This window comes from Mycobacterium sp. NGS61 (assembly GCF_059812325.1).
On record NZ_JCALCL010000006.1, the window covers coordinates 181021 to 198395 of the forward strand.

Here is a 17375-nt window from a genome sequence, read left to right on the forward strand (position 1 = left end):
GCTCCTGGAGTGTCCAAGACGTTCGTCGGCGCCCGGGTCCGCCAGCTCCGCAACGAGCGCGGATTCAGCCAGGCCGCACTGGCCCAGATGCTGGACATCTCGCCCAGCTACCTCAACCAGATCGAGCATGACGTGCGCCCGCTGACGGTGGCCGTGCTGCTGCGGATCACCGAGTTGTTCGGGGTGGACGCCACCTTCTTCGCCTCCCAGGACGCCACCCGGTTGGTCGCCGAGCTGCGCGAAGTCACCCTGGACCGCGATCTGGACATCGACGTCGACCCCACCGAGATCGCCGAGATGGTGAACGCGCACCCGAGCCTGGCCCGCGCAGTGGTCAATCTGCACCGTCGCTACCGGCTCACCACCGCGCAACTGGCCGCCGCCACCGAGGACCGCTACTTCGACGGCAGCAGCGGCAGCGGGTCGATCACCATGCCGCACGAAGAGGTGCGCGACTACTTCTACCAACGCCAGAACTACCTGCACGCGCTGGACACCGCCGCCGAAGACCTGACCGTCCAGATGCGGATGCACCACGGCGATCTGGCCCGCGAACTGACCCGCCGGCTCACCGAGGTGCACGGGGTGCGCATCACCCGGCGCATCGACCTCGGCGAGAACGTGCTGCACCGCTACGACCCCGCGGCCAAGACGCTGGAGATCAGCAACCACCTGGCCGCCGGCCAGCAGGTGTTCAAGATGGCCGCCGAGCTGGCCTACCTCGAGTTCGGCGACCTGATCGACGGCCTGGTCGAAGAGGGCAAGTTCACCAGCGCCGAGTCGCACACGCTGGCCCGGCTCGGACTGGCCAACTACTTCGCCGCCGCCACGGTGCTGCCCTACCGCCAGTTCCACGATGTCGCCGAGAATTTCCGCTACGACGTCGAACGGCTGTCGGCCTTCTACCTGGTCAGCTACGAAACCATCGCGCACCGGCTCTCCACGCTGCAACGGCCGTCGATGCGCGGCGTACCACTGTCCTTCGTCCGGGTCGACCGCGCCGGCAATATGTCGAAACGCCAGTCCGCCACGGGTTTTCACTTTTCCTCCAGCGGCGGGACGTGCCCGCTGTGGAACGTCTACGAAACGTTCGCGAACCCCGGCAAGATCCTGGTGCAGGTCGCCCAGATGCCCGACGGCCGCAACTACATGTGGGTGGCCCGCACCGTCGAGCGGCGCGCGGCCCGATATGGTCAGCCCGGTAAGACCTTTGCGATCGGGCTGGGTTGCGAGCTCCGCCACGCGCACCGGCTCGTCTATTCGGAAGGACTCGATTTGTCCGGGGACGTCTCCACTCCGATCGGCGCGGGCTGCCGGGTCTGCGAACGCGACAACTGTCCCCAGCGGGCGTTCCCCGCGCTCGGCCGCGCACTCGACATCGACGAGCACCGCAGCACCGTGTCGCCGTACCTGGTGCAGCAGGCATGACCGGCGACCAGGTGGTGCGCATCCCGCCCGGCCGGTTGCGCCAACTGGGTCCGATCAACTGGGTGATCGCCAAGCTGGCTGCGCGCAAGGTGCGCGCGCCCGAGATGCACCTGTTCACCACCCTGGGTTCCCGGCAAACGCTGTTCTGGCTGTGGGCGATCTATTCCGGACGTCTGATGCGCGGCCGACTCCCGGCGATCGACTCCGAACTGGTCATCTTGCGGGTCGCGCACCTGCGGTCCTGCGAGTACGAGCTGCAGCACCATCGTGGGATGGCCCGCACGGCGGGGCTGGACGCCCTGGCGCAGGCCGCGATCTTCGCCTGGCCGGAGTCCCCGGACGGCGACGGGCCCCGCGCGGTGCTCAGCACGCGGCAGCAGGCGTTGCTGCGCGCCACCGACGAGCTGATCAAGGACCGCACCATCAGCACCGAGACCTGGCAGCAGCTGGCGTCCCACCTGAACCGGGCCCGGTTGATCGAATTCTGCCTGCTGGCAACGCAATACGACGGATTGGCGGCCACGATCACCGCGCTGGGGATCCCGCTGGACAACCCGCGCTGACATTGGCCGCGCGCTCGCCCCGGGGCGTCACTCTGGCGTGACGCTCGGCGCCGACAGCCACTCTGGCGTGACGCTCGGCGGCGCCGGTGCGGGAGCTACAGGTACAGGTTGGCCAGCACGGCCAGGCTCAGCACCACCGGCAGCACCGGCACCGCGAACGCGAACGCCGACCAGCCGGGTCTGCGGCGCCAGCGCATCAGCAGGCCGCCCAGCGCCGCGCCGACCGCCAGGGCGACCGCGCCCAACAGCACCAACTGACTCCAGTTGCGCACCGTGGTGACGTCGTCACCGACGGTGATGGCGGCCAGCCACAGGACGTAGCCGACGACCAGCCCGCCGATCGTTCCGACTACCGTCTCGGCGGTCGTGGTTCGCATGCTGCTCAGAAGTTGATCATGTGACCGATGAGCCCGTGGAAGCATTCCTGCAGGGCCTCGGACATGGTCGGGTGGGTGTGCACGTTGCGGGCCAGCTCGGTCGCGGTCAGGTCCCACTTCTGCGCCAGCGTCAGCTCGGGCAGCAGCTCGGACACGTCGTGACCGACCAGGTGGCCGCCGATCAGCTCGCCGTACTTGCCGTCGGCGATGAGTTTGACGAAGCCGCTCGGGTCGCCCACGCCGTGCGCCTTGGCGTTGGCGGTGAACGGGAACTTGGCCACCACCACGTCGTAGCCTTCGTCGCGGGCCTGCTCTTCGGTGAGGCCGAAGCTGGCGACGTTGGGCTGACAGAACGTGGCGCGCGGCATCATCCGGTAGTCGCCGAGGGCCAGCGTCTCCGCGCCGCCGATGGTCTCGGCCGCCACCACGCCCTGCGCCTCGGCGACGTGGGCCAACTGCAGCTTGCCGGTGACGTCGCCGATGGCATAGATGTGCGACGTGGAGGTCTGCATGTAGTCGGTGATGCCGATCGCCTTGCGGTCGGTCAGTTCCACGCCGGCCTTGTCCAGCCCGTAGCCCTCGACGTTGGGGGCGAACCCGATGGCCTGCAACACCTTTTCGGCCTTCAGTTCGTCGGACTTGCCGTCCTTGCTGATACTGACCGTGACCTCGTCGCCGTCGTCGGTGATGGACTCGACCTTGGTGCCGGTGAGGATCTTGACGCCGAGCTTCTTGAACTGTTTCTCGATCTCCTTGGAGCAGTCGGCGTCCTCATTGGGCAGCGCGCGGGGCAGGAACTCCACGATGGTGACGTCCACGCCGTAGTTCTTCAGCACGTATCCGAATTCCATGCCGATGGCGCCGGCGCCGGCGATCACGATCGACGCGGGCAGCTCGCGGGTCAGGATGAGCTTCTCGTAGGTCACCACGTTCTCCGACAGCGAGGTGCCGGGCACCAGGCGGGTGCTGGCGCCGGTGGCGATGATGGCGTTGTCGAAGGTGACGTCTTCGGTGCCGCCGTCGTTGAGGTCCACCGAGATGGTGTTGGCGTCAGTGAACTTGCCGTAGCCGTGGATCTCGGTGATCTTGTTCTTCTTCATCAGGAAGTGCACACCGGCCACCCGGCCCTCGGCCACCTTGCGGCTGCGGTCATAGGCCACCCCGAAGTCGAAGGTCGCCTCGCCGCTGATGCCGAACACCTTGGCCTCTTTGGTGAAGATGTGGGCGAGTTCGGCGTTGCGCAGCAGCGCTTTGGACGGGATACATCCGACGTTCAGACACACCCCGCCCCAGTATTTCGGTTCCACGATCGCGGTTTTCAGCCCGAGCTGTGCTGCGCGAATGGCCGCTACGTATCCACCGGGGCCGGCTCCAAGGACGACGACGTCATAGTGAGAAGTCACGAGCCCACCCTAGTAGGGCACGACGTTCATCAGGCAGGGCGTGGCGACACGTTCGCAGTAGAAGTAGCCGTAGAGCGGCGCCGCGGCGGCGACCGAGGCGAACGGCGCCGACATCACCGCGATCGCCAGCGCCGCGATCAGTGGCCTGGCTTCCACCATCGCCAGAATCAGCCCCGCCACGGTGCAGGTGGCGACGTACCCGAACACCACGAAGACCGACGGCGTCTTGTCCAGGTCGTGGTACCACCAGTAGTACAGGCTGAGCCCGAACACCGCGGCGACGAACCACACGCCGAACAGCACCAGCGCGAACTTCCACCACTTCAGGTACAGATACCGGCCCGGGACGGTCACCGGTCCGGGCGGCTCGGCCGAGGTGTCCGGTTCCGCGCTGTCCGGTGCGGAATCGTCCGGTTCCGGGACGTCCGCCGCGGGCTGCACGGACTTCTTCTCCAGCTGCTGCAACCCGGCCAGGGGCAGGAACGGCTGGGAGTCGGTGTCGAAGTCCGGCACGAACGGCACCGACGGCTCGCCGGCATCGTATTCGGGCACCGGGGGCTGCGCACCGGTGTCGAAATCCGGCACGAACGGTTCGGTGCCCGGGCTCGACTCCTCGTCGACCTTCTTGTCAGGCACCCGACACCACCTGCAGGGCGACCAGCATCCCGAACCAGCCGGGGGCCAGCGCGAGGATCGCGGCACCGAGCATGGTCACCCAGCGCCGCCCGGAGACCAGGATCAACGACAGGCCGAGCACGCTGGGCACCCCCACCACCAGCGCGATCACCACATCGGGACGCATCCGGGTGTCCACCAGCAGACGCGCTGCCACCGCGAGCAGTTGCCCGGCCACGCACCCGACGAGCATGGCGCTGGCCAGCAGCCACGCACGCGGAAGGGGAATCACGCTGTACGACCTTACTGAGTCAGCGCTGCCGGGCCGGGCACGTTCGCGGCGCGTTGCCGGTCACAACATGACCACGAATCGACCGCCGGTCACGTTGCCGCAGTGCGGTTTCCGCGCCCCGGCGGGGCCGCGATCAGAAGAAGCCGAGCGCCTTGTCGGAGTAGGAGACCAGCATGTTCTTGGTCTGCTGGTAGTGCTCGAGCGCCATCTTGTGGCCTTCGCGGCCGAACCCGGACTGCTTGTAGCCGCCGAAAGCCGAGTGCGGTGGATACACGTGATAGCAGTTCACCCACACTCGTCCGGCCTTGATCTCGCGCCCGGCCCGGTAGGCGGTGTTGCCGTCGCGGCTCCACACCCCCGCGCCCAGGCCGTACAGGGTGTCGTTGGCGATGTCCATCGCCTCCTGGTAGCTGTCGAACGGGGTCACCGCGACCACCGGGCCGAAGATCTCCTCCTGGAACACCCGCATCTTGTTGTTGCCGGTGACGATGGTCGGCTGCACGTAGAAGCCGCCGGCCAGGTCACCGCCCAACTCGGCGCGCTCCCCGCCGGTGATGACTTTCGCGCCTTCGCCCTTGCCGATCTCGATGTAGGACAGGATTTTTTCGAGCTGGTCGTTGGAGGCCTGGGATCCGATCATGGTCTCGGAGTCCAGCGGGTCACCCTGCCGGACGGCCTTGGTGCGGATCGCCGCGAGTTCGAGGAACTCGTCGTGGATCGCGGACTGGATCAGACTGCGCGACGGGCAGGTGCACACCTCGCCCTGGTTGAGAGCGAACATGGTGAAGCCTTCCAGCGCCTTGTCCTGGAAGTCGTCGTTGGCGGCCATCACGTCGTTGAAGAAGATGTTGGGACTCTTGCCGCCGAGTTCCAGGGTGACCGGGATCAGGTTCTGGCTGGCGTACTGCATGATCAGTCGCCCGGTGCTGGTCTCGCCGGTGAATGCGACCTTGGCGATCCGGTTGCTGGAGGCCAGCGGCTTACCGGCTTCGGCGCCGAAGCCGTTGACGACGTTGACCACGCCGGGTGGCAGCAGGTCGCCGATCAGCGACATCAGGTACACGATCGAGGCCGGGGTCTGCTCGGCGGGCTTGAGCACGATCGCGTTGCCGGCGGCCAGCGCGGGCGCCAACTTCCAGGCGCCCATCAGGATCGGGAAGTTCCACGGGATGATCTGCCCGACCACCCCGAGCGGCTCGTGGAAGTGGTAGGCGACGGTGTCCTCGTCGATCTGGGACAGCGCGCCTTCCTGGGCACGGATGGCTGCCGCGAAGTAGCGGAAGTGGTCGGCGGCCAGCGGGATGTCGGCGGCCAGTGTCTCCCGGACCGGTTTGCCGTTGTCCCATACCTCGGCCACCGCCAGCGCCTGGGTGTTCGCGTCGATGCGGTCGGCGATCTTGTTCAGGATCGCGGCCCGCTCGGCGGGCGCGGTCTTGCCCCAGCCCGGCGCCGCGGCATGCGCGGCGTCCAGTGCCTTCTCGATGTCGGCCTCGTCGGAGCGGGGGATCTCGCAGAACGACTGGCCGGTCACCGGCGTCGGGTTCTCGAAATAACGGCCGGACGCGGGCGCGACCCACTCGCCGCCGATGAAGTTTCCGTACCGGGACTCGAAGGTCATCACCGCATCTGCGGAACCCGGGCGTGCGAAGACAGGCATTTCTCGGCTCCTCGTCAGTTCGTGTAATACAGCTCACAGTACCGCCGGGACCACAATGGGTTCATGTCAGCTGAAGCTCCCGACGACCCCTACCTGTGGCTGGAAGACGTCACCGGCGAGGAGGCGCTGGACTGGGTACGCGCGCGCAACGAGCCCACCACGGCCGAATACTGCACCGGCGACTTCGAGACGATGCGCGCCGAGGCGCTGGAGGTGCTCGACACCGACGCGCGCATCCCCTATGTGCGCCGGCGCGGCGAATACCTCTACGACTTCTGGCGCGATGCCGCCAATCCCCGGGGGCTGTGGCGGCGCACCACGCTGGACAGCTACCGCACCGACGCACCCGACTGGGACGTGCTTATCGACGTCGACGAACTGGGCCGCGCGGACGGTCGGAACTGGGTGTGGGCCGGGGCCAACGTGATCGAGCCCGAACTCACCCGCGCGCTGGTCAGCCTGTCCCCGGGCGGTTCGGACGCGGTGATCGTGCGCGAATTCGACATGCTGACCCGCGAATTCGTCACCGGCGGGTTCGAGCTGCCCGAAGCCAAGTCGCAGATCGACTGGGCAGATCCGGACACCGTCCTGGTGGGCACCGACTTCGGTCCGGACTCGATGACCGAATCCGGCTACCCGCGCATCGTCAAGCGGTGGCGGCGCGGTACCCCGTTGACGGAGGCGGAGACCCTGTTCGAGGGCGAACGCACCGATGTCAGCGTCGGCGGATCCACCGACCGCACCCCCGGCTTCGTGCGTACCATCGTCGGTCGCTCCCTGGACTTCTGGAACCGGCAGCGATACGAGCTGCGCGGCGCCGAGCTGCTGCCCATCGAGGTGCCCAGCGACGCCAGCAGCATGTCGGTGCACCGCGAATGGCTGCTGATCGACCTGCGCAGTGACTGGACGGTCGGCGACACCACCTACCGGGCCGGGTCGCTGCTGGCCGCCAGGTACGACGAGTTCCTCGCCGGTACCAGGGATCTGAGTGTGGTGTTCGAGCCCGACGAGCACACCTGCCTGTACCACTACGCATGGACCAGGGACCGGCTGCTGATCGTCACGCTGGCCGACGTCGCCAGCCGCGTCGAGATGGTGACACCACCCTCGCGTGACGACCCGCCGCGCCCGGCGTCGCCGCCCTTGCGATCGTCACCGGGCAGCTGGCAGCGCGAACCGATCACGGGCATCCCCGACTCGGCCAATACCGTGGTCGTGGCGGCCGACGACACCGGCGCCGAATTCTTCCTGGATTCCAGCGGGTTCACCGCACCATCGCGGCTGTTGCGCGGCACCGGCCCCGCCGAACTCGAACCGATCAAATCCGCGCCGGCCTTCTTCGACGCGGAAAACCTCACGGTGACACAGCATTTCGCGACCTCGGCGGACGGGACGGCCATCCCCTACTTCCTGGTGCGACCCGCCGGGATCGACGGCCCCGGCCCGACGCTGCTGTACGGCTACGGCGGTTTCGAGACGGCCAACACGCCGGGCTACAGCGGCGTACTGGGCCGGTTGTGGTTGGCCCGCGGCGGAACCTACGTGCTGGCGAACATCCGCGGCGGCGGCGAGTACGGCCCCGGCTGGCACACCCAGGCGATGCGCGAGGGGCGACACAAAGTGGCCGAGGATTTCGCGGCGGTCGCCGACGATCTGGTGCGCCGTGACATCACCACCGTCGGCCAGCTCGGCGCCCAGGGCGGCAGCAACGGCGGGTTGCTAATGGGGATCATGTTGACCAAGTACCCGGAGAAGTTCGGTGCGCTGGTCTGCAACGTGCCGTTGCTGGACATGAAGCGCTATCACCTGCTGCTGGCCGGCGCCTCGTGGGTGGCCGAATACGGGGACCCGGACAACCCGGACGACTGGGCGTTCATCTCCGAGTATTCGCCGTACCAGAACATTTCGGCCGACCGGAGCTATCCGCCGATCCTGTTGACGACCTCGACCCGCGACGACCGGGTGCACCCCGGACACGCCCGCAAGATGACCGCCGCCCTACAGGCCGCCGGTCACCGGGTCTGGTACTACGAGAACATCGAGGGCGGGCACGGCGGGGCGGCCGACAACGAGCAACTCGCGTTCAAGTCGGCGCTGACCTACTCGTTCCTGTGGCGGATGCTGGGTTGATCAGCGGTGCTCGGGCACCCGGTTGTCCAGGTCCGCCTCGATGCGCTTCAGTTCTGCCGCGACCTCGCCGTGCCCGTTGTCGCCGAGCGCCCGGCCCAGTTCGCTCAGGGCATGCTCGAGTTCCGCGGTGCGCGGGTGCTGCGCGACGGTCGTCAGCGTGTTGCGCACATGCTGGGCCGCGGTGCGCTGGTGCTCGGCGGACAGCGTAGGTAGCGCCTTGGCGTAGACGTTGAGCACCTGGGCGCACGTCTGATGCTGACCGCCCACGATGGCGGCGGCCGCGACGCTCGACAACGCCTTCAACACCTCGCAGATCGTGTCGTACCGGTACACCACCGCCAGGTCGTCGCCCTTCGGGCCGGGGGTTTCCTCCTGCGCCCAGTGGGCCAGCAGCGCATGCAGCCCGTCCACCGTCACCAGGGCCGCCTCGGAGTCCCGCTGGGTGGCCGCGCCCCATCCCATGCTGGACAGCTGGTGCACCCCGTAGGAGGGCTCCCGGGTGAGCTGGCGCTCCCGGCCGCAGCACAGGGCGTCCAGGACGACATCGGCCAGCCGCTCGCGCTCGTCGTCCCGCGCGGCACGCACCGTCGCCAGGTCGGTCCCGGTGACCATGTGCGATCCCAGCTTGGCGTTGAACTCGATCTCGGCCGGTCCCTGGGCGGACTGCAGGGCGCGGTCGAGCAGGTCCAGGTCGATGTCGACCAGGTATCCGGTGCAGCCGGAGCGGACGGTGCGGCCGGGCAGGTGCGCGAGCAGCGGTTGCGACCGCACCCGGCGCAGCCAGTACAGCTGGTGGGCGCGGGTGGCGATGGTGACCTGCACGATGCGCTCCACCACCGACGGCGGCCGCAGTTGGTCGAGCACCAGGTAGCCGAACACCACCAGCCCCATCAGGGCCAGCACGCTGAGTATCAGCGCCGCGACGGTGCTGAACACGGCCTGTTGCGGATCCACCAGCGTCAGCACCACGACGTAGTACGCCGACAGGCCGGCGAAGTAGCCGAAGAAGGTCTGATTCACCCGACGGCTGAGAAACTGTTCCACCACCACCCAGGTGAAGACGTCGGACATCCGCTGCACCAGGGTGAGCAACAGGACGAACGTGATCGTCATCAAGGTGAGCATCCCGGGCGCCACCGTGCGCAGCATCGACTGGTTCTCCTGCGGCGGTGCCACTTTGGCCAGCAGGTGTTTTGCCGGTTGCAGCCAGCTCACCTCGTTACCGTCCAGGACGCTGTTGAGGATCGCCAGCACGATGAAGCCGGCGATGATGGCCAGCGGCACGCCGAGGAATTCATGCAGCGCCCGGCGCACCCCGCTCTCCCGCCGGGGCCGGGCGTTGTTCGAATTACGGCGCATAAGTCCTAGTCACCCCTGTCCGAGCGCGGACATCCTGCTTGTGGCTGGTACCCGGTCGACGGCCCGGTGAACCAGGCATCGTGAGGTTCGCCTCTACCGCCACACGTCTAACACCGCGGCTCTTTGGGCACCCTGGAAGTCATGTCATCGCAGCTGCCGGGTGTCTTCGAGTCGCTCGGCCCCACGTTGGACAAGTTCGGGTACGCGGCGGTGATCGTGCTGGTCGGGCTGGAGGGCGTGGGCATCCCCCTGCCCGGTCAGATCATCCTGATCACGGCCGGCATGTACGCCGGTGCCGGCCACCTGCACGTGGCCCTGGTCATGGTCGCGGGATTCCTGGCCGCCGTCGTCGGCGACAATGCCGGATACGCCATCGGGCGGTTCGGGGGACGTGAGCTGGTGCTGCGGTTCGGGCGCTATGTGTTCCTGACCGACGAGCGGCTGGCCAAGACCGAGCGCTTCTTCGAAAAGCGCGGCCCCATTGTGGTGCCGCTCGGCCGGTTCGTCGACGGGCTGCGCCAGGCCAGTGGCATCGTCGCGGGGCTGGCCCGCATGCCGTGGCGGCGCTATCTGGGCTATAACGCGATCGGCTCTGCGGTGTGGGTGGCGATCTGGGTGCTGGCCGGATACCTGGCCGGCAACCACATCGCAGCGCTCTACGAGTACTTCCAGCCGTACGAGAAATACCTGCTGGTGGCGGCCGCGGTGCTGTGCATCGCGGCGGTGATCGGGTGGGCGCTGCGGCGCCGGGCCCGCGCCGCTGCCGAATGCTGAGGTTCTTGACATCGGCGTCCGGCACCGGCTTCGCTTCGCGCTATGACACCCGAGTTCCAGACGCTGCTGTACTCCACCGCCGGTCCGGTGGCCACGATCACACTGAACCGTCCGGAGCAGCTCAACACCATCGTCCCGCCCATGCCGGACGAGATCGAGACCGCAATCGGCCTGGCCGAACGCGACCAGGACGTCAAGGTCATCGTGCTGCGCGGTGCCGGCCGCGCGTTCTCCGGCGGCTACGACTTCGGCGGCGGTTTTCAGCATTGGGGCGAGGCGATGATGACCGATGGCCAGTGGGACCCGGGCAAGGATTTCGCGATGGTCAGCGCCCGCGAGACCGGCCCCACGCAGAAATTCATGGCGATCTGGCGCGCCTCGAAACCGGTGATCGCGCAGGTGCACGGCTGGTGTGTCGGTGGTGCCAGCGATTACGCGTTGTGCGCTGACCTGGTCATCGCCAGCGAGGACGCGGTGATCGGCACCCCGTACAGCCGGATGTGGGGCGCCTACCTGACCGGCATGTGGCTGTACCGGCTGAGCCTGGCGAAAGTGAAGTGGCATTCGTTGACGGGCCGGCCGCTGACGGGTGTCCAAGCCGCCGAGGTGGAGCTGATCAACGAGGCGGTGCCGTTCGAGCGACTGGAGGCGCGGGTCGCCGAGATCGCCGCGGAACTGGCGCAGATCCCGCTCTCGCAGCTGCGGGCGCAGAAGCTGATCGTCAACCAGGCTTACGAGAACATGGGCCTGGCGTCCACTCAGTTGCTGGGCGGCATTCTCGACGGACTGATGCGGAACACCCCGGATGCACTGGACTTCATCCGGACGGCACAAGCGCAGGGGGTGCGCAGCGCCGTCGAGCGCAGAGACGGCCCGTTCGGCGACTACAGCCAGGCGCCGCCCGAGCTGCGGCCCGATCCCTCACACGTGATAATTCCTGATCGCAGTGGGTAGTGAGATGAGCTACAGATTCTCTCCCGGCATCCCGTCGGCCTCCTGGAAGTGCTACGGTAATCAATATGTCTCGGCTCAGTAACAGCCTCCGCACCGGCGCCTTGGCGCTATTTCTCGGCGTGGCCGCCGCGGTGTCCCCTGCGACCGCGTCCGCCGACTCCACCGAAGACTTCCCGATCCCGCGCAGGCAGATCGCGACCACCTGTGACGCCGAGCAGTACCTGGCGGCGGTCCGCGACACCAGCCCGGTGTACTACCAGCGGTACATGATCGACTTCAACAACCATGCGAACCTCCAGGAAGCGACGATCAACAAGGCGCACTGGTTCTACTCGCTGTCGCCGGCGGAGCGCCGCGACTACTCGGAGAACTTCTACAACGGCGACCCGCTGACCTTCGCCTGGGTCAATCACATGAAGATCTTCTTCAACAACAAGGGTGTCGTCGCCAAGGGCACTGAAATCTGCAACCAGTACCCGCGTGGCGACATGTCCGTCTGGAACTGGGCCGGATAGCGGTGCGCAAACTCGTCGCGCTCGCGGTATCGGCGGCGGCCGTTCCGGTCGCCCTCCTCATCGGGAGTGCCCCGGCGCACGCCGACAGCGATCTGGGCAAAGCGTGCTCGCCGGAGGGCGCCAAAGTGTGGGGAAAACCCGGTCCCATCTACTGCCAGCGGCAGGCAGACGGACAACTGCAGTGGGTGTCCATTCCCGCGTCGGCGATGTGTGTGGCGTTCTGCGTGATCGACCCGACAACCGGACCCTAGCTTCACGGCATTGTCCCCCGATCGGGGGACCCGGAATTCATCCTGTCGGTGACCGTTTGGCGGATGTTTCGAACCTCTGACCAGCGGGAAGAATCGTAGTGGTCAGAAAAGTACGGTTTTCTTAGGGTGCCATAACTAAGGGAACGCGGATAATCACATGCGGCCGACCCTTGCCCGGACGGGTTGAAGGTACCCATAATGGACACTCCGGCCCAGCCAATTTCCGCAATACGTGCAAACGACGGATGCAACTGTGGTACGGGAGCTGGAGGTCATCATGAGCCAAACGACTGGCAACGGGATCCCTGGCACGCTCGCGGCCCTGGACTGGCAAACGATCACCTGTCAGTCCGACTCCGGGTGCACCAACCGGGCCAGCTACGTTGTGCACCGGCACGCGGTGGACGAATGCAACCATCCGCAGGTCGACCCGTTCGGCAATATCGTCGAAATCCTGTGCATCGCCTGCCTATGGCACGCTGAGGCCGAGGTGCTGGTCCAGGTCGGCCAGCTCGCGCGCACGTCCGGCACCTACTGCCTGACCTGCGGCGCCCCGGTGTCCGAGTTGCGCGACATCATGCGCGACGTCGCCGCCCTGTAGGCGCGGCGGCGCCCGGCGTATTCAGCGCTTCTTGACCAGCCCGCCCGGCGGGTGTTCGTCGACGTCGTTGAGGATCAGCTGGCGCACCGCGCGACGCGGTCCGTACGGGCGCAGCATGGTGCTGGCCGGGCGGGGGCGCACATGTTGCGGCCACCAGAACCAGCGCCCGAGCAGGGTGGCCACGGACGGCGTCATGAACGACCGCACGATCAACGTGTCGAACAACAGACCGAGCGCGATCGTCGTACCCACCTGCGCCATGACTTTCAACGGGCTGAAGGCAAACGTCGCCATCGTCGCGGCGAAGACCAGACCCGCCGAGGTCACGACGGAGCCCGAACCGGCCATCGCGCGGATCGTCCCTGTCTTGAGCCCGGCATGGATCTCTTCCTTCAACCGCGATATCAGCAACAGGTTGTAGTCCGAGCCGACCGCCAGCAGCAGGATCACCGCCATCGCCAGCACCATCCAGTGCAACTTGACGCCGAGGATGTACTGCCACAAAAGGACCGAGAGTCCGAACGAGGCGCCCAGCGACAGCAACACCGTGCCGACGATCACAATGGCCGCCACGACGCTTCGGGTGATCACCAGCATGATGATGAAGATCAGGGTGGCCGCGGCGATTGCCGCGATCAGCAGATCGATGTTGGACCCGTCGTGCATATCCTTGAACGTCGCGGCGGTACCGCCGAGGTAAACCTTGGCGCCCTCCCAGGGCGTGCCCTTGATCGCCTCGTGCACGGCCTGCTTGATCGGCTCGATGTGGCGGATGCCTTCCGGGGTCGCCGGGTCGCCCTCGTGGGAGATGATCAACCGGACCGCATGCCCGTCCGGCGAGATGAACTGTTTGAGTCCCCGCGCGAAGTCGGGGCTCTGGAACGCCTCCGGCGGCAGATAGAACGTGTCGTCGTTCTTGGCCCGGTCGAACGCATCGCCCTGGGCGGTGGCGTTGTCGGCCTGCGCCCTCGCCTGCTGATTGAGACCCATGGTGGTCGCGTAGTTCGACATGATGGTGTCGAGATTGCGTTGCTGGCTCTCGATCTGCGGCGGGATCAGCTCCACCAGCTTGGGCTGGATCGCATCCAGCCGGTCCAGGTTGGCGCTGAGGCTCAGGATGTTCTGCGCCACCTGGTCGATCCCGTCCAGCGCATTGAAGATGGACCGTAGCGCCCAGCAGATCGGAATGTCGTAGCAGTGCTTCTCCCAGTAGAAGTAGCTGCGGATCGGCCGGAAGAAATCGTCGAAAGTGGCGATGTCGTCGCGCAACGCTTCGGTGATCTTCACGGTTTCTTTGGTGAGCTTGGTGGTCTCGTGCGTGGTGTTGCTGAGGTCCTGGGTGACCTGCATCTGCTCGTGCAGGGTCGCCATCGTCTTGCGCAGCTCGTCGGCCTGGTTCAGCAGGTTTTTCGCCTGCTCGTCCTGATAGTGCTGGGTCTGCAGGCGGCTGGCGGCTTGCGCACCCATCTGGAATCCGAGGGTGCTGTGGTCCAGCGGCGTGCCCAGCGGCCGGGTGATGGTCTGCACCCGGCCGATGCCGGGAATGTGGAAGACGGCCTTGGCGACTTTGTCCAGGACCAGGAAATCGGCCGAATTACGCAGGTCGTGGTCGGTCTCGATCATCAATAGCTCAGGATTGAGCCGGGCCTGGTCGAAGTGCCGGTCGGCGGCCGCGTACCCGACGTTGGCCGGCGTGTCCGCCGGCAGGTAGTGCCGGTTGTCGTAGTCCGTCTGGTAGCCGGGCAGCGCGAGCAGACCGACCAGCGCGACCGCGATGGTCACCGCGAAAACCGGTGCGGGCCAACGGACGACGGCGGTGCCGATGCGACGCCAGCCCCGGGTCTGCAGCGTCCGCTTCGGATCCATCAGCTTGAAGAACGACGCGACGGTCAGCAGTGCCGGGCCCAGCGTCAACGCCGCCAACACCGCGACCAGCATGCCGACCGCGCACGGCACGCCCAGCGACTGGAAATAGGGCAATCGGCAGAAGCTGAGGCAGTACATGGCGCCGGCGATGGTCAGTCCTGACCCCAGCACGACGTGCGCGGTGCTGTGGAACATGGTGTAGAACGCGTCTTCGCGGCTCTCGCCCAGCCCGCGGGCCTCCTGATAGCGGCCCACCACGAAGATCGCGTAGTCCGTACCGGCGGCGATGGCCATCAACACCAGCATGTTGTTGGCGAAGGTCGACAGCCCCATGATCCCGTAGTTGCCCAGCGTCGCGACGACACCGCGGGCCGCGGCCAACTCGATGAAGACCATGGCCAGCATGATCAGGACGGTGGCTATCGATCGGTAGACCCACAGCAGCATCACGATGATCACCACGAAGGTGATGAGCGTGACGACCATGACGCCCTTTTCCCCGGCGTGGGACTGGTCGGCGAACAGCGGGCCCGCGCCGGTGACGTAGGCCTTGATCCCCGGCGGCGCGGGCACCGAGTCCACCATCTTGCGCAGGGCTTCGGCCGACTCGTTCGCCAGGCCGCCGCCCATGTTGCCGGCGAGGTACACCTGGACGTACGCGGCCTTCTGGTCGTGGCTCTGGGAGCCTGCCGCCGTCAGCGGATCGCTCCAGAAATCCTGGACGTGCTGAACGTGTTTCTTGTCCTGCTCGATGCGCCGGATGATGTCGTCGTAGTAGCGGTGCGCCTCGGCCCCGAGTGGCTTGTCGCCCTCCAGCAGGATCATGGCCGAGTTGTCGGAGTCGAACTCTTTGAACTTCGATCCGACCTTCATCATCGATTGGAAGGACGCTGCGTCCGTCGGACTCATCGACACCGAGTGGGTCTTGGCGACCACCTCCAGCTGCGGGGCCACGGTGTTGGTCACGAACACGATGCCCAACCAGATCAGCACGATCGGCAACGCCAGCCGGTGGATCATCCGCGGCAGGAACGGCGGGATCAGCGGCTGTTCGACCCGCGGCGGCGCTTCGGTGGTCTCGCTCATGCGGACTTGTCCAGGCAGTAGACGAACGCATTCACCGTCTGCTCGGGAGGCGAGTGGTTCGGCGCCTTGATGACGTCACCGCGGCCGTCGTTGTTGTTCACCAGGAAGCGGCAGGCGATCCAGCTGCCGGTCCCCTGCGCTATCAAGTTGGCCGGGATCCCGGGCTTGGTCGACTTCAATACCGTATTCCAAGGTAGGGGCACGTTGAGCGCCTGCTGGGGGTGGGAGTTCTCGTCGAGATAGTTGATGGTCGCGGTGCTGCCCGGTGCACCCCAGACCTCGAGGGTGATCGTCTTGGGGTTGAACTGGTCGATGACGTCACCGGAGGAGCCGCCGCCGAACGAACCCTTGTGGACGCCGAAGATGCCGTGCAACCGGTGCACGACGAAGCCCGATAGGGCGACGACGGCCAGCACGGTGAGGACGAGCCAGAACCGGGTGATGAGGCGGGCCAGACGTCGGCGCTTGGGCGGCCGCTGAGTCGCCGTCTTCTCGTTGCGAACGGAGTCCGGGGTCGTCATCTGGTCAGTCCTTGGCTCGGTCGTCGTCATGGGCGCTGTCCTAACCGATACGAGAACCGCCAACTGATTAGCCTGAGAGTCAACTTAGGTACCCTAACCTAATGGAGGCCGTGGCCTTCGCCAATACGAGCGACGACGTCATCGGGACCCCGTGAGGGTGCCGATGCAGGTCGCGGTGAGAACCCGGGTGAGCGCCGAGGCGAAGTCGATGTTCCATTCGGGCGGCAACACCTCGGGCTCCTCTGCGTAGACGTCGGAGATCTTCGCCGGCGGGTTGGCGATCTGCCAGAACGCCGCGGCCAACGAGTAGGCGGCGATCAGGATGTCGAAAGCTCCCGGACGCCCGAGCGCCGGCAGTGCCTGTTCGATCGCGTCGGCCAGGGCGATCGCGGCGGCCGAAATGGTCCGCCGGATCTCGATGACCCGTTCGATCTCGACCTCGTGCTCGAGATGCAGGTGCAGATTGGCCAGCAGGTCGCAGAACAGCGGGTCGGCGGCCAGTCCGTTGGCCAGCGTCTCGGCCACCCGGTCCGGCGTCATTGCCCCGGGCTGGGCCAGGTTCTCGCACACCGTGCCCGACCACCGCACCCATCCCTCCGCAGCCAGGTGCAGCAATACCTCTTTGTGTGAGGTGAAATAGCGGCGCACGGCGGAGTAGTGGATGCCGGCCCGGCTGGCCACGGCGGTCAATGTCACCGATGCGACACCGGTTTCCAGGGCCAGCGACCGCGCGGCCTCTACCAGCGCCGCCGCCCGTTGACGCTTGTTTTCCTCGGTGCGGGCGCGCCGAAATGCGAGTTGCGCCACCGGCAGAGGATAACGCACGACATGTGATTTGCATAACGCACGTAGTGTGATTTGTGCAGGTGGCAGGCATCGGACCCGCCTTGTTACGCACGTGATATGCGTTACAATCCAGTGCGCGAGAGGAAGGAGTGGACAGTGCCGTCCGTCGCCGTGATTTACTTAGGCAAGGCTTAGTA

At 66.6% G+C, this 17375-nt stretch carries 17 protein-coding genes; 8 read left to right on the plus strand and 9 right to left on the minus strand.

Translation table 11 applies throughout. From position 1 onward, the window contains the following. Positions 1-9: 9 nt before the first annotated feature. Positions 10-1428: an acetate metabolism transcriptional regulator RamB gene (gene ramB / locus AC5Y3Z_RS15080; RefSeq protein ID WP_473139422.1), complete on the plus strand. Its 1419-nt coding sequence runs from the start codon at positions 10-12 to the stop codon at positions 1426-1428. Further along, on the plus strand, positions 1425-1991 hold the full coding sequence (locus tag AC5Y3Z_RS15085) for a carboxymuconolactone decarboxylase family protein (protein ID WP_463825623.1): 567 nt from the start codon (positions 1425-1427) through the stop codon (positions 1989-1991). The genes ramB and AC5Y3Z_RS15085 overlap by 4 nt, the downstream gene beginning before the upstream one ends. Positions 1992-2086: 95 nt before the next feature. On the opposite strand, the gene AC5Y3Z_RS15090 is transcribed toward AC5Y3Z_RS15085, so the two are convergent. The 5 genes from AC5Y3Z_RS15090 to exaC all read right to left on the minus strand — a co-directional run bounded on the left by AC5Y3Z_RS15090 (position 2087) and on the right by exaC (position 6335). After that, on the minus strand, positions 2087-2368 hold the full coding sequence (locus tag AC5Y3Z_RS15090) for a hypothetical protein (protein ID WP_463825622.1): 282 nt from the start codon (positions 2366-2368) through the stop codon (positions 2087-2089). A 5-nt stretch (positions 2369-2373) separates the two neighbouring features. After that, a complete protein-coding gene (gene lpdA, locus AC5Y3Z_RS15095) occupies positions 2374-3771 on the minus strand; it encodes a dihydrolipoyl dehydrogenase (RefSeq protein WP_473139423.1) in 1398 nt (465 codons plus the stop codon). A 9-nt stretch (positions 3772-3780) separates the two neighbouring features. Continuing rightward, positions 3781-4407, minus strand: a complete 627-nt coding sequence (locus AC5Y3Z_RS15100; protein WP_463825620.1) for a hypothetical protein — start codon at positions 4405-4407, stop codon at positions 3781-3783. After that, positions 4400-4678 carry a putative holin gene (locus tag AC5Y3Z_RS15105; RefSeq protein WP_473139424.1) on the minus strand — a complete coding sequence of 93 codons (279 nt, stop codon included), beginning with the start codon at positions 4676-4678 and terminating at the stop codon, positions 4400-4402. The genes AC5Y3Z_RS15100 and AC5Y3Z_RS15105 overlap by 8 nt, the downstream gene beginning before the upstream one ends. A gap of 133 nt (positions 4679-4811) precedes the next feature. Then, positions 4812-6335: an acetaldehyde dehydrogenase ExaC gene (gene exaC / locus AC5Y3Z_RS15110; RefSeq protein ID WP_500001810.1), complete on the minus strand. Its 1524-nt coding sequence runs from the start codon at positions 6333-6335 to the stop codon at positions 4812-4814. A gap of 63 nt (positions 6336-6398) precedes the next feature. On the opposite strand from exaC, the gene AC5Y3Z_RS15115 reads away from it, so the two are divergent. Then, positions 6399-8465: a prolyl oligopeptidase family serine peptidase gene (locus tag AC5Y3Z_RS15115; protein WP_473139425.1), complete on the plus strand. Its 2067-nt coding sequence runs from the start codon at positions 6399-6401 to the stop codon at positions 8463-8465. Here AC5Y3Z_RS15115 and AC5Y3Z_RS15120 read toward each other — a convergent pair whose 3' ends face one another. After that, on the minus strand, positions 8466-9824 hold the full coding sequence (locus AC5Y3Z_RS15120; protein ID WP_473139426.1) for a DUF2254 family protein: 1359 nt from the start codon (positions 9822-9824) through the stop codon (positions 8466-8468). 141 nt (positions 9825-9965) lie between these two features. On the opposite strand from AC5Y3Z_RS15120, the gene AC5Y3Z_RS15125 reads away from it, so the two are divergent. The 5 genes from AC5Y3Z_RS15125 to AC5Y3Z_RS15145 all read left to right on the plus strand — a co-directional run bounded on the left by AC5Y3Z_RS15125 (position 9966) and on the right by AC5Y3Z_RS15145 (position 12919). Next, positions 9966-10598, plus strand: a complete 633-nt coding sequence (locus tag AC5Y3Z_RS15125; protein WP_473139427.1) for a DedA family protein — start codon at positions 9966-9968, stop codon at positions 10596-10598. Positions 10599-10640: 42 nt separating this feature from the next. Continuing rightward, complete coding sequence (locus AC5Y3Z_RS15130) at positions 10641-11552, plus strand: crotonase/enoyl-CoA hydratase family protein (RefSeq protein WP_463825613.1); 912 nt, start codon at positions 10641-10643, stop codon at positions 11550-11552. A gap of 65 nt (positions 11553-11617) precedes the next feature. Beyond that, positions 11618-12067: a DUF5078 domain-containing protein gene (locus tag AC5Y3Z_RS15135; protein ID WP_473139428.1), complete on the plus strand. Its 450-nt coding sequence runs from the start codon at positions 11618-11620 to the stop codon at positions 12065-12067. A gap of 2 nt (positions 12068-12069) precedes the next feature. After that, complete coding sequence (locus AC5Y3Z_RS15140) at positions 12070-12318, plus strand: hypothetical protein (RefSeq protein WP_473139429.1); 249 nt, start codon at positions 12070-12072, stop codon at positions 12316-12318. A 277-nt stretch (positions 12319-12595) separates the two neighbouring features. After that, a complete protein-coding gene (locus AC5Y3Z_RS15145; RefSeq protein ID WP_473139430.1) occupies positions 12596-12919 on the plus strand; it encodes a hypothetical protein in 324 nt (107 codons plus the stop codon). A gap of 21 nt (positions 12920-12940) precedes the next feature. On the opposite strand, the gene AC5Y3Z_RS15150 is transcribed toward AC5Y3Z_RS15145, so the two are convergent. The 3 genes from AC5Y3Z_RS15150 to AC5Y3Z_RS15160 all read right to left on the minus strand — a co-directional run bounded on the left by AC5Y3Z_RS15150 (position 12941) and on the right by AC5Y3Z_RS15160 (position 17217). After that, entirely contained in the window at positions 12941-15871 is a 2931-nt protein-coding gene (locus AC5Y3Z_RS15150) for an MMPL/RND family transporter (protein ID WP_463825609.1), read from the minus strand. Further along, the gene (locus AC5Y3Z_RS15155; protein WP_463825608.1) at positions 15868-16392 is read right to left on the minus strand and encodes an MmpS family transport accessory protein; all 525 of its coding nucleotides are present in this window, start codon (positions 16390-16392) and stop codon (positions 15868-15870) included. Before AC5Y3Z_RS15155 ends, AC5Y3Z_RS15150 begins: the two co-directional genes overlap by 4 nt. A gap of 138 nt (positions 16393-16530) precedes the next feature. Continuing rightward, the gene (locus AC5Y3Z_RS15160; RefSeq protein ID WP_463825607.1) at positions 16531-17217 is read right to left on the minus strand and encodes a TetR/AcrR family transcriptional regulator; all 687 of its coding nucleotides are present in this window, start codon (positions 17215-17217) and stop codon (positions 16531-16533) included. Between the last annotated feature and the right edge of the window lie 158 nt (positions 17218-17375).

What these genes read in the sequence shown, in the direction of transcription:
- AC5Y3Z_RS15085 (WP_463825623.1), top strand. Translation starts at nt 1,425, where the DNA reads ATGACCGGCGACCAGGTGGTGCGCATCCCGCCCGGCCGGTTGCGCCAA.
- AC5Y3Z_RS15090 (WP_463825622.1), bottom strand. Translation starts at nt 2,368, where the DNA reads ATGCGAACCACGACCGCCGAGACGGTAGTCGGAACGATCGGCGGGCTG.
- exaC (WP_500001810.1), bottom strand. Translation starts at nt 6,335, where the DNA reads ATGCCTGTCTTCGCACGCCCGGGTTCCGCAGATGCGGTGATGACCTTC.
- AC5Y3Z_RS15115 (WP_473139425.1), top strand. Translation starts at nt 6,399, where the DNA reads ATGTCAGCTGAAGCTCCCGACGACCCCTACCTGTGGCTGGAAGACGTC.
- AC5Y3Z_RS15120 (WP_473139426.1), bottom strand. Translation starts at nt 9,824, where the DNA reads ATGCGCCGTAATTCGAACAACGCCCGGCCCCGGCGGGAGAGCGGGGTG.
- AC5Y3Z_RS15125 (WP_473139427.1), top strand. Translation starts at nt 9,966, where the DNA reads ATGTCATCGCAGCTGCCGGGTGTCTTCGAGTCGCTCGGCCCCACGTTG.
- AC5Y3Z_RS15130 (WP_463825613.1), top strand. Translation starts at nt 10,641, where the DNA reads ATGACACCCGAGTTCCAGACGCTGCTGTACTCCACCGCCGGTCCGGTG.
- AC5Y3Z_RS15135 (WP_473139428.1), top strand. Translation starts at nt 11,618, where the DNA reads ATGTCTCGGCTCAGTAACAGCCTCCGCACCGGCGCCTTGGCGCTATTT.
- AC5Y3Z_RS15145 (WP_473139430.1), top strand. Translation starts at nt 12,596, where the DNA reads ATGAGCCAAACGACTGGCAACGGGATCCCTGGCACGCTCGCGGCCCTG.
- AC5Y3Z_RS15150 (WP_463825609.1), bottom strand. Translation starts at nt 15,871, where the DNA reads ATGAGCGAGACCACCGAAGCGCCGCCGCGGGTCGAACAGCCGCTGATC.
- AC5Y3Z_RS15155 (WP_463825608.1), bottom strand. Translation starts at nt 16,392, where the DNA reads ATGACGACCCCGGACTCCGTTCGCAACGAGAAGACGGCGACTCAGCGG.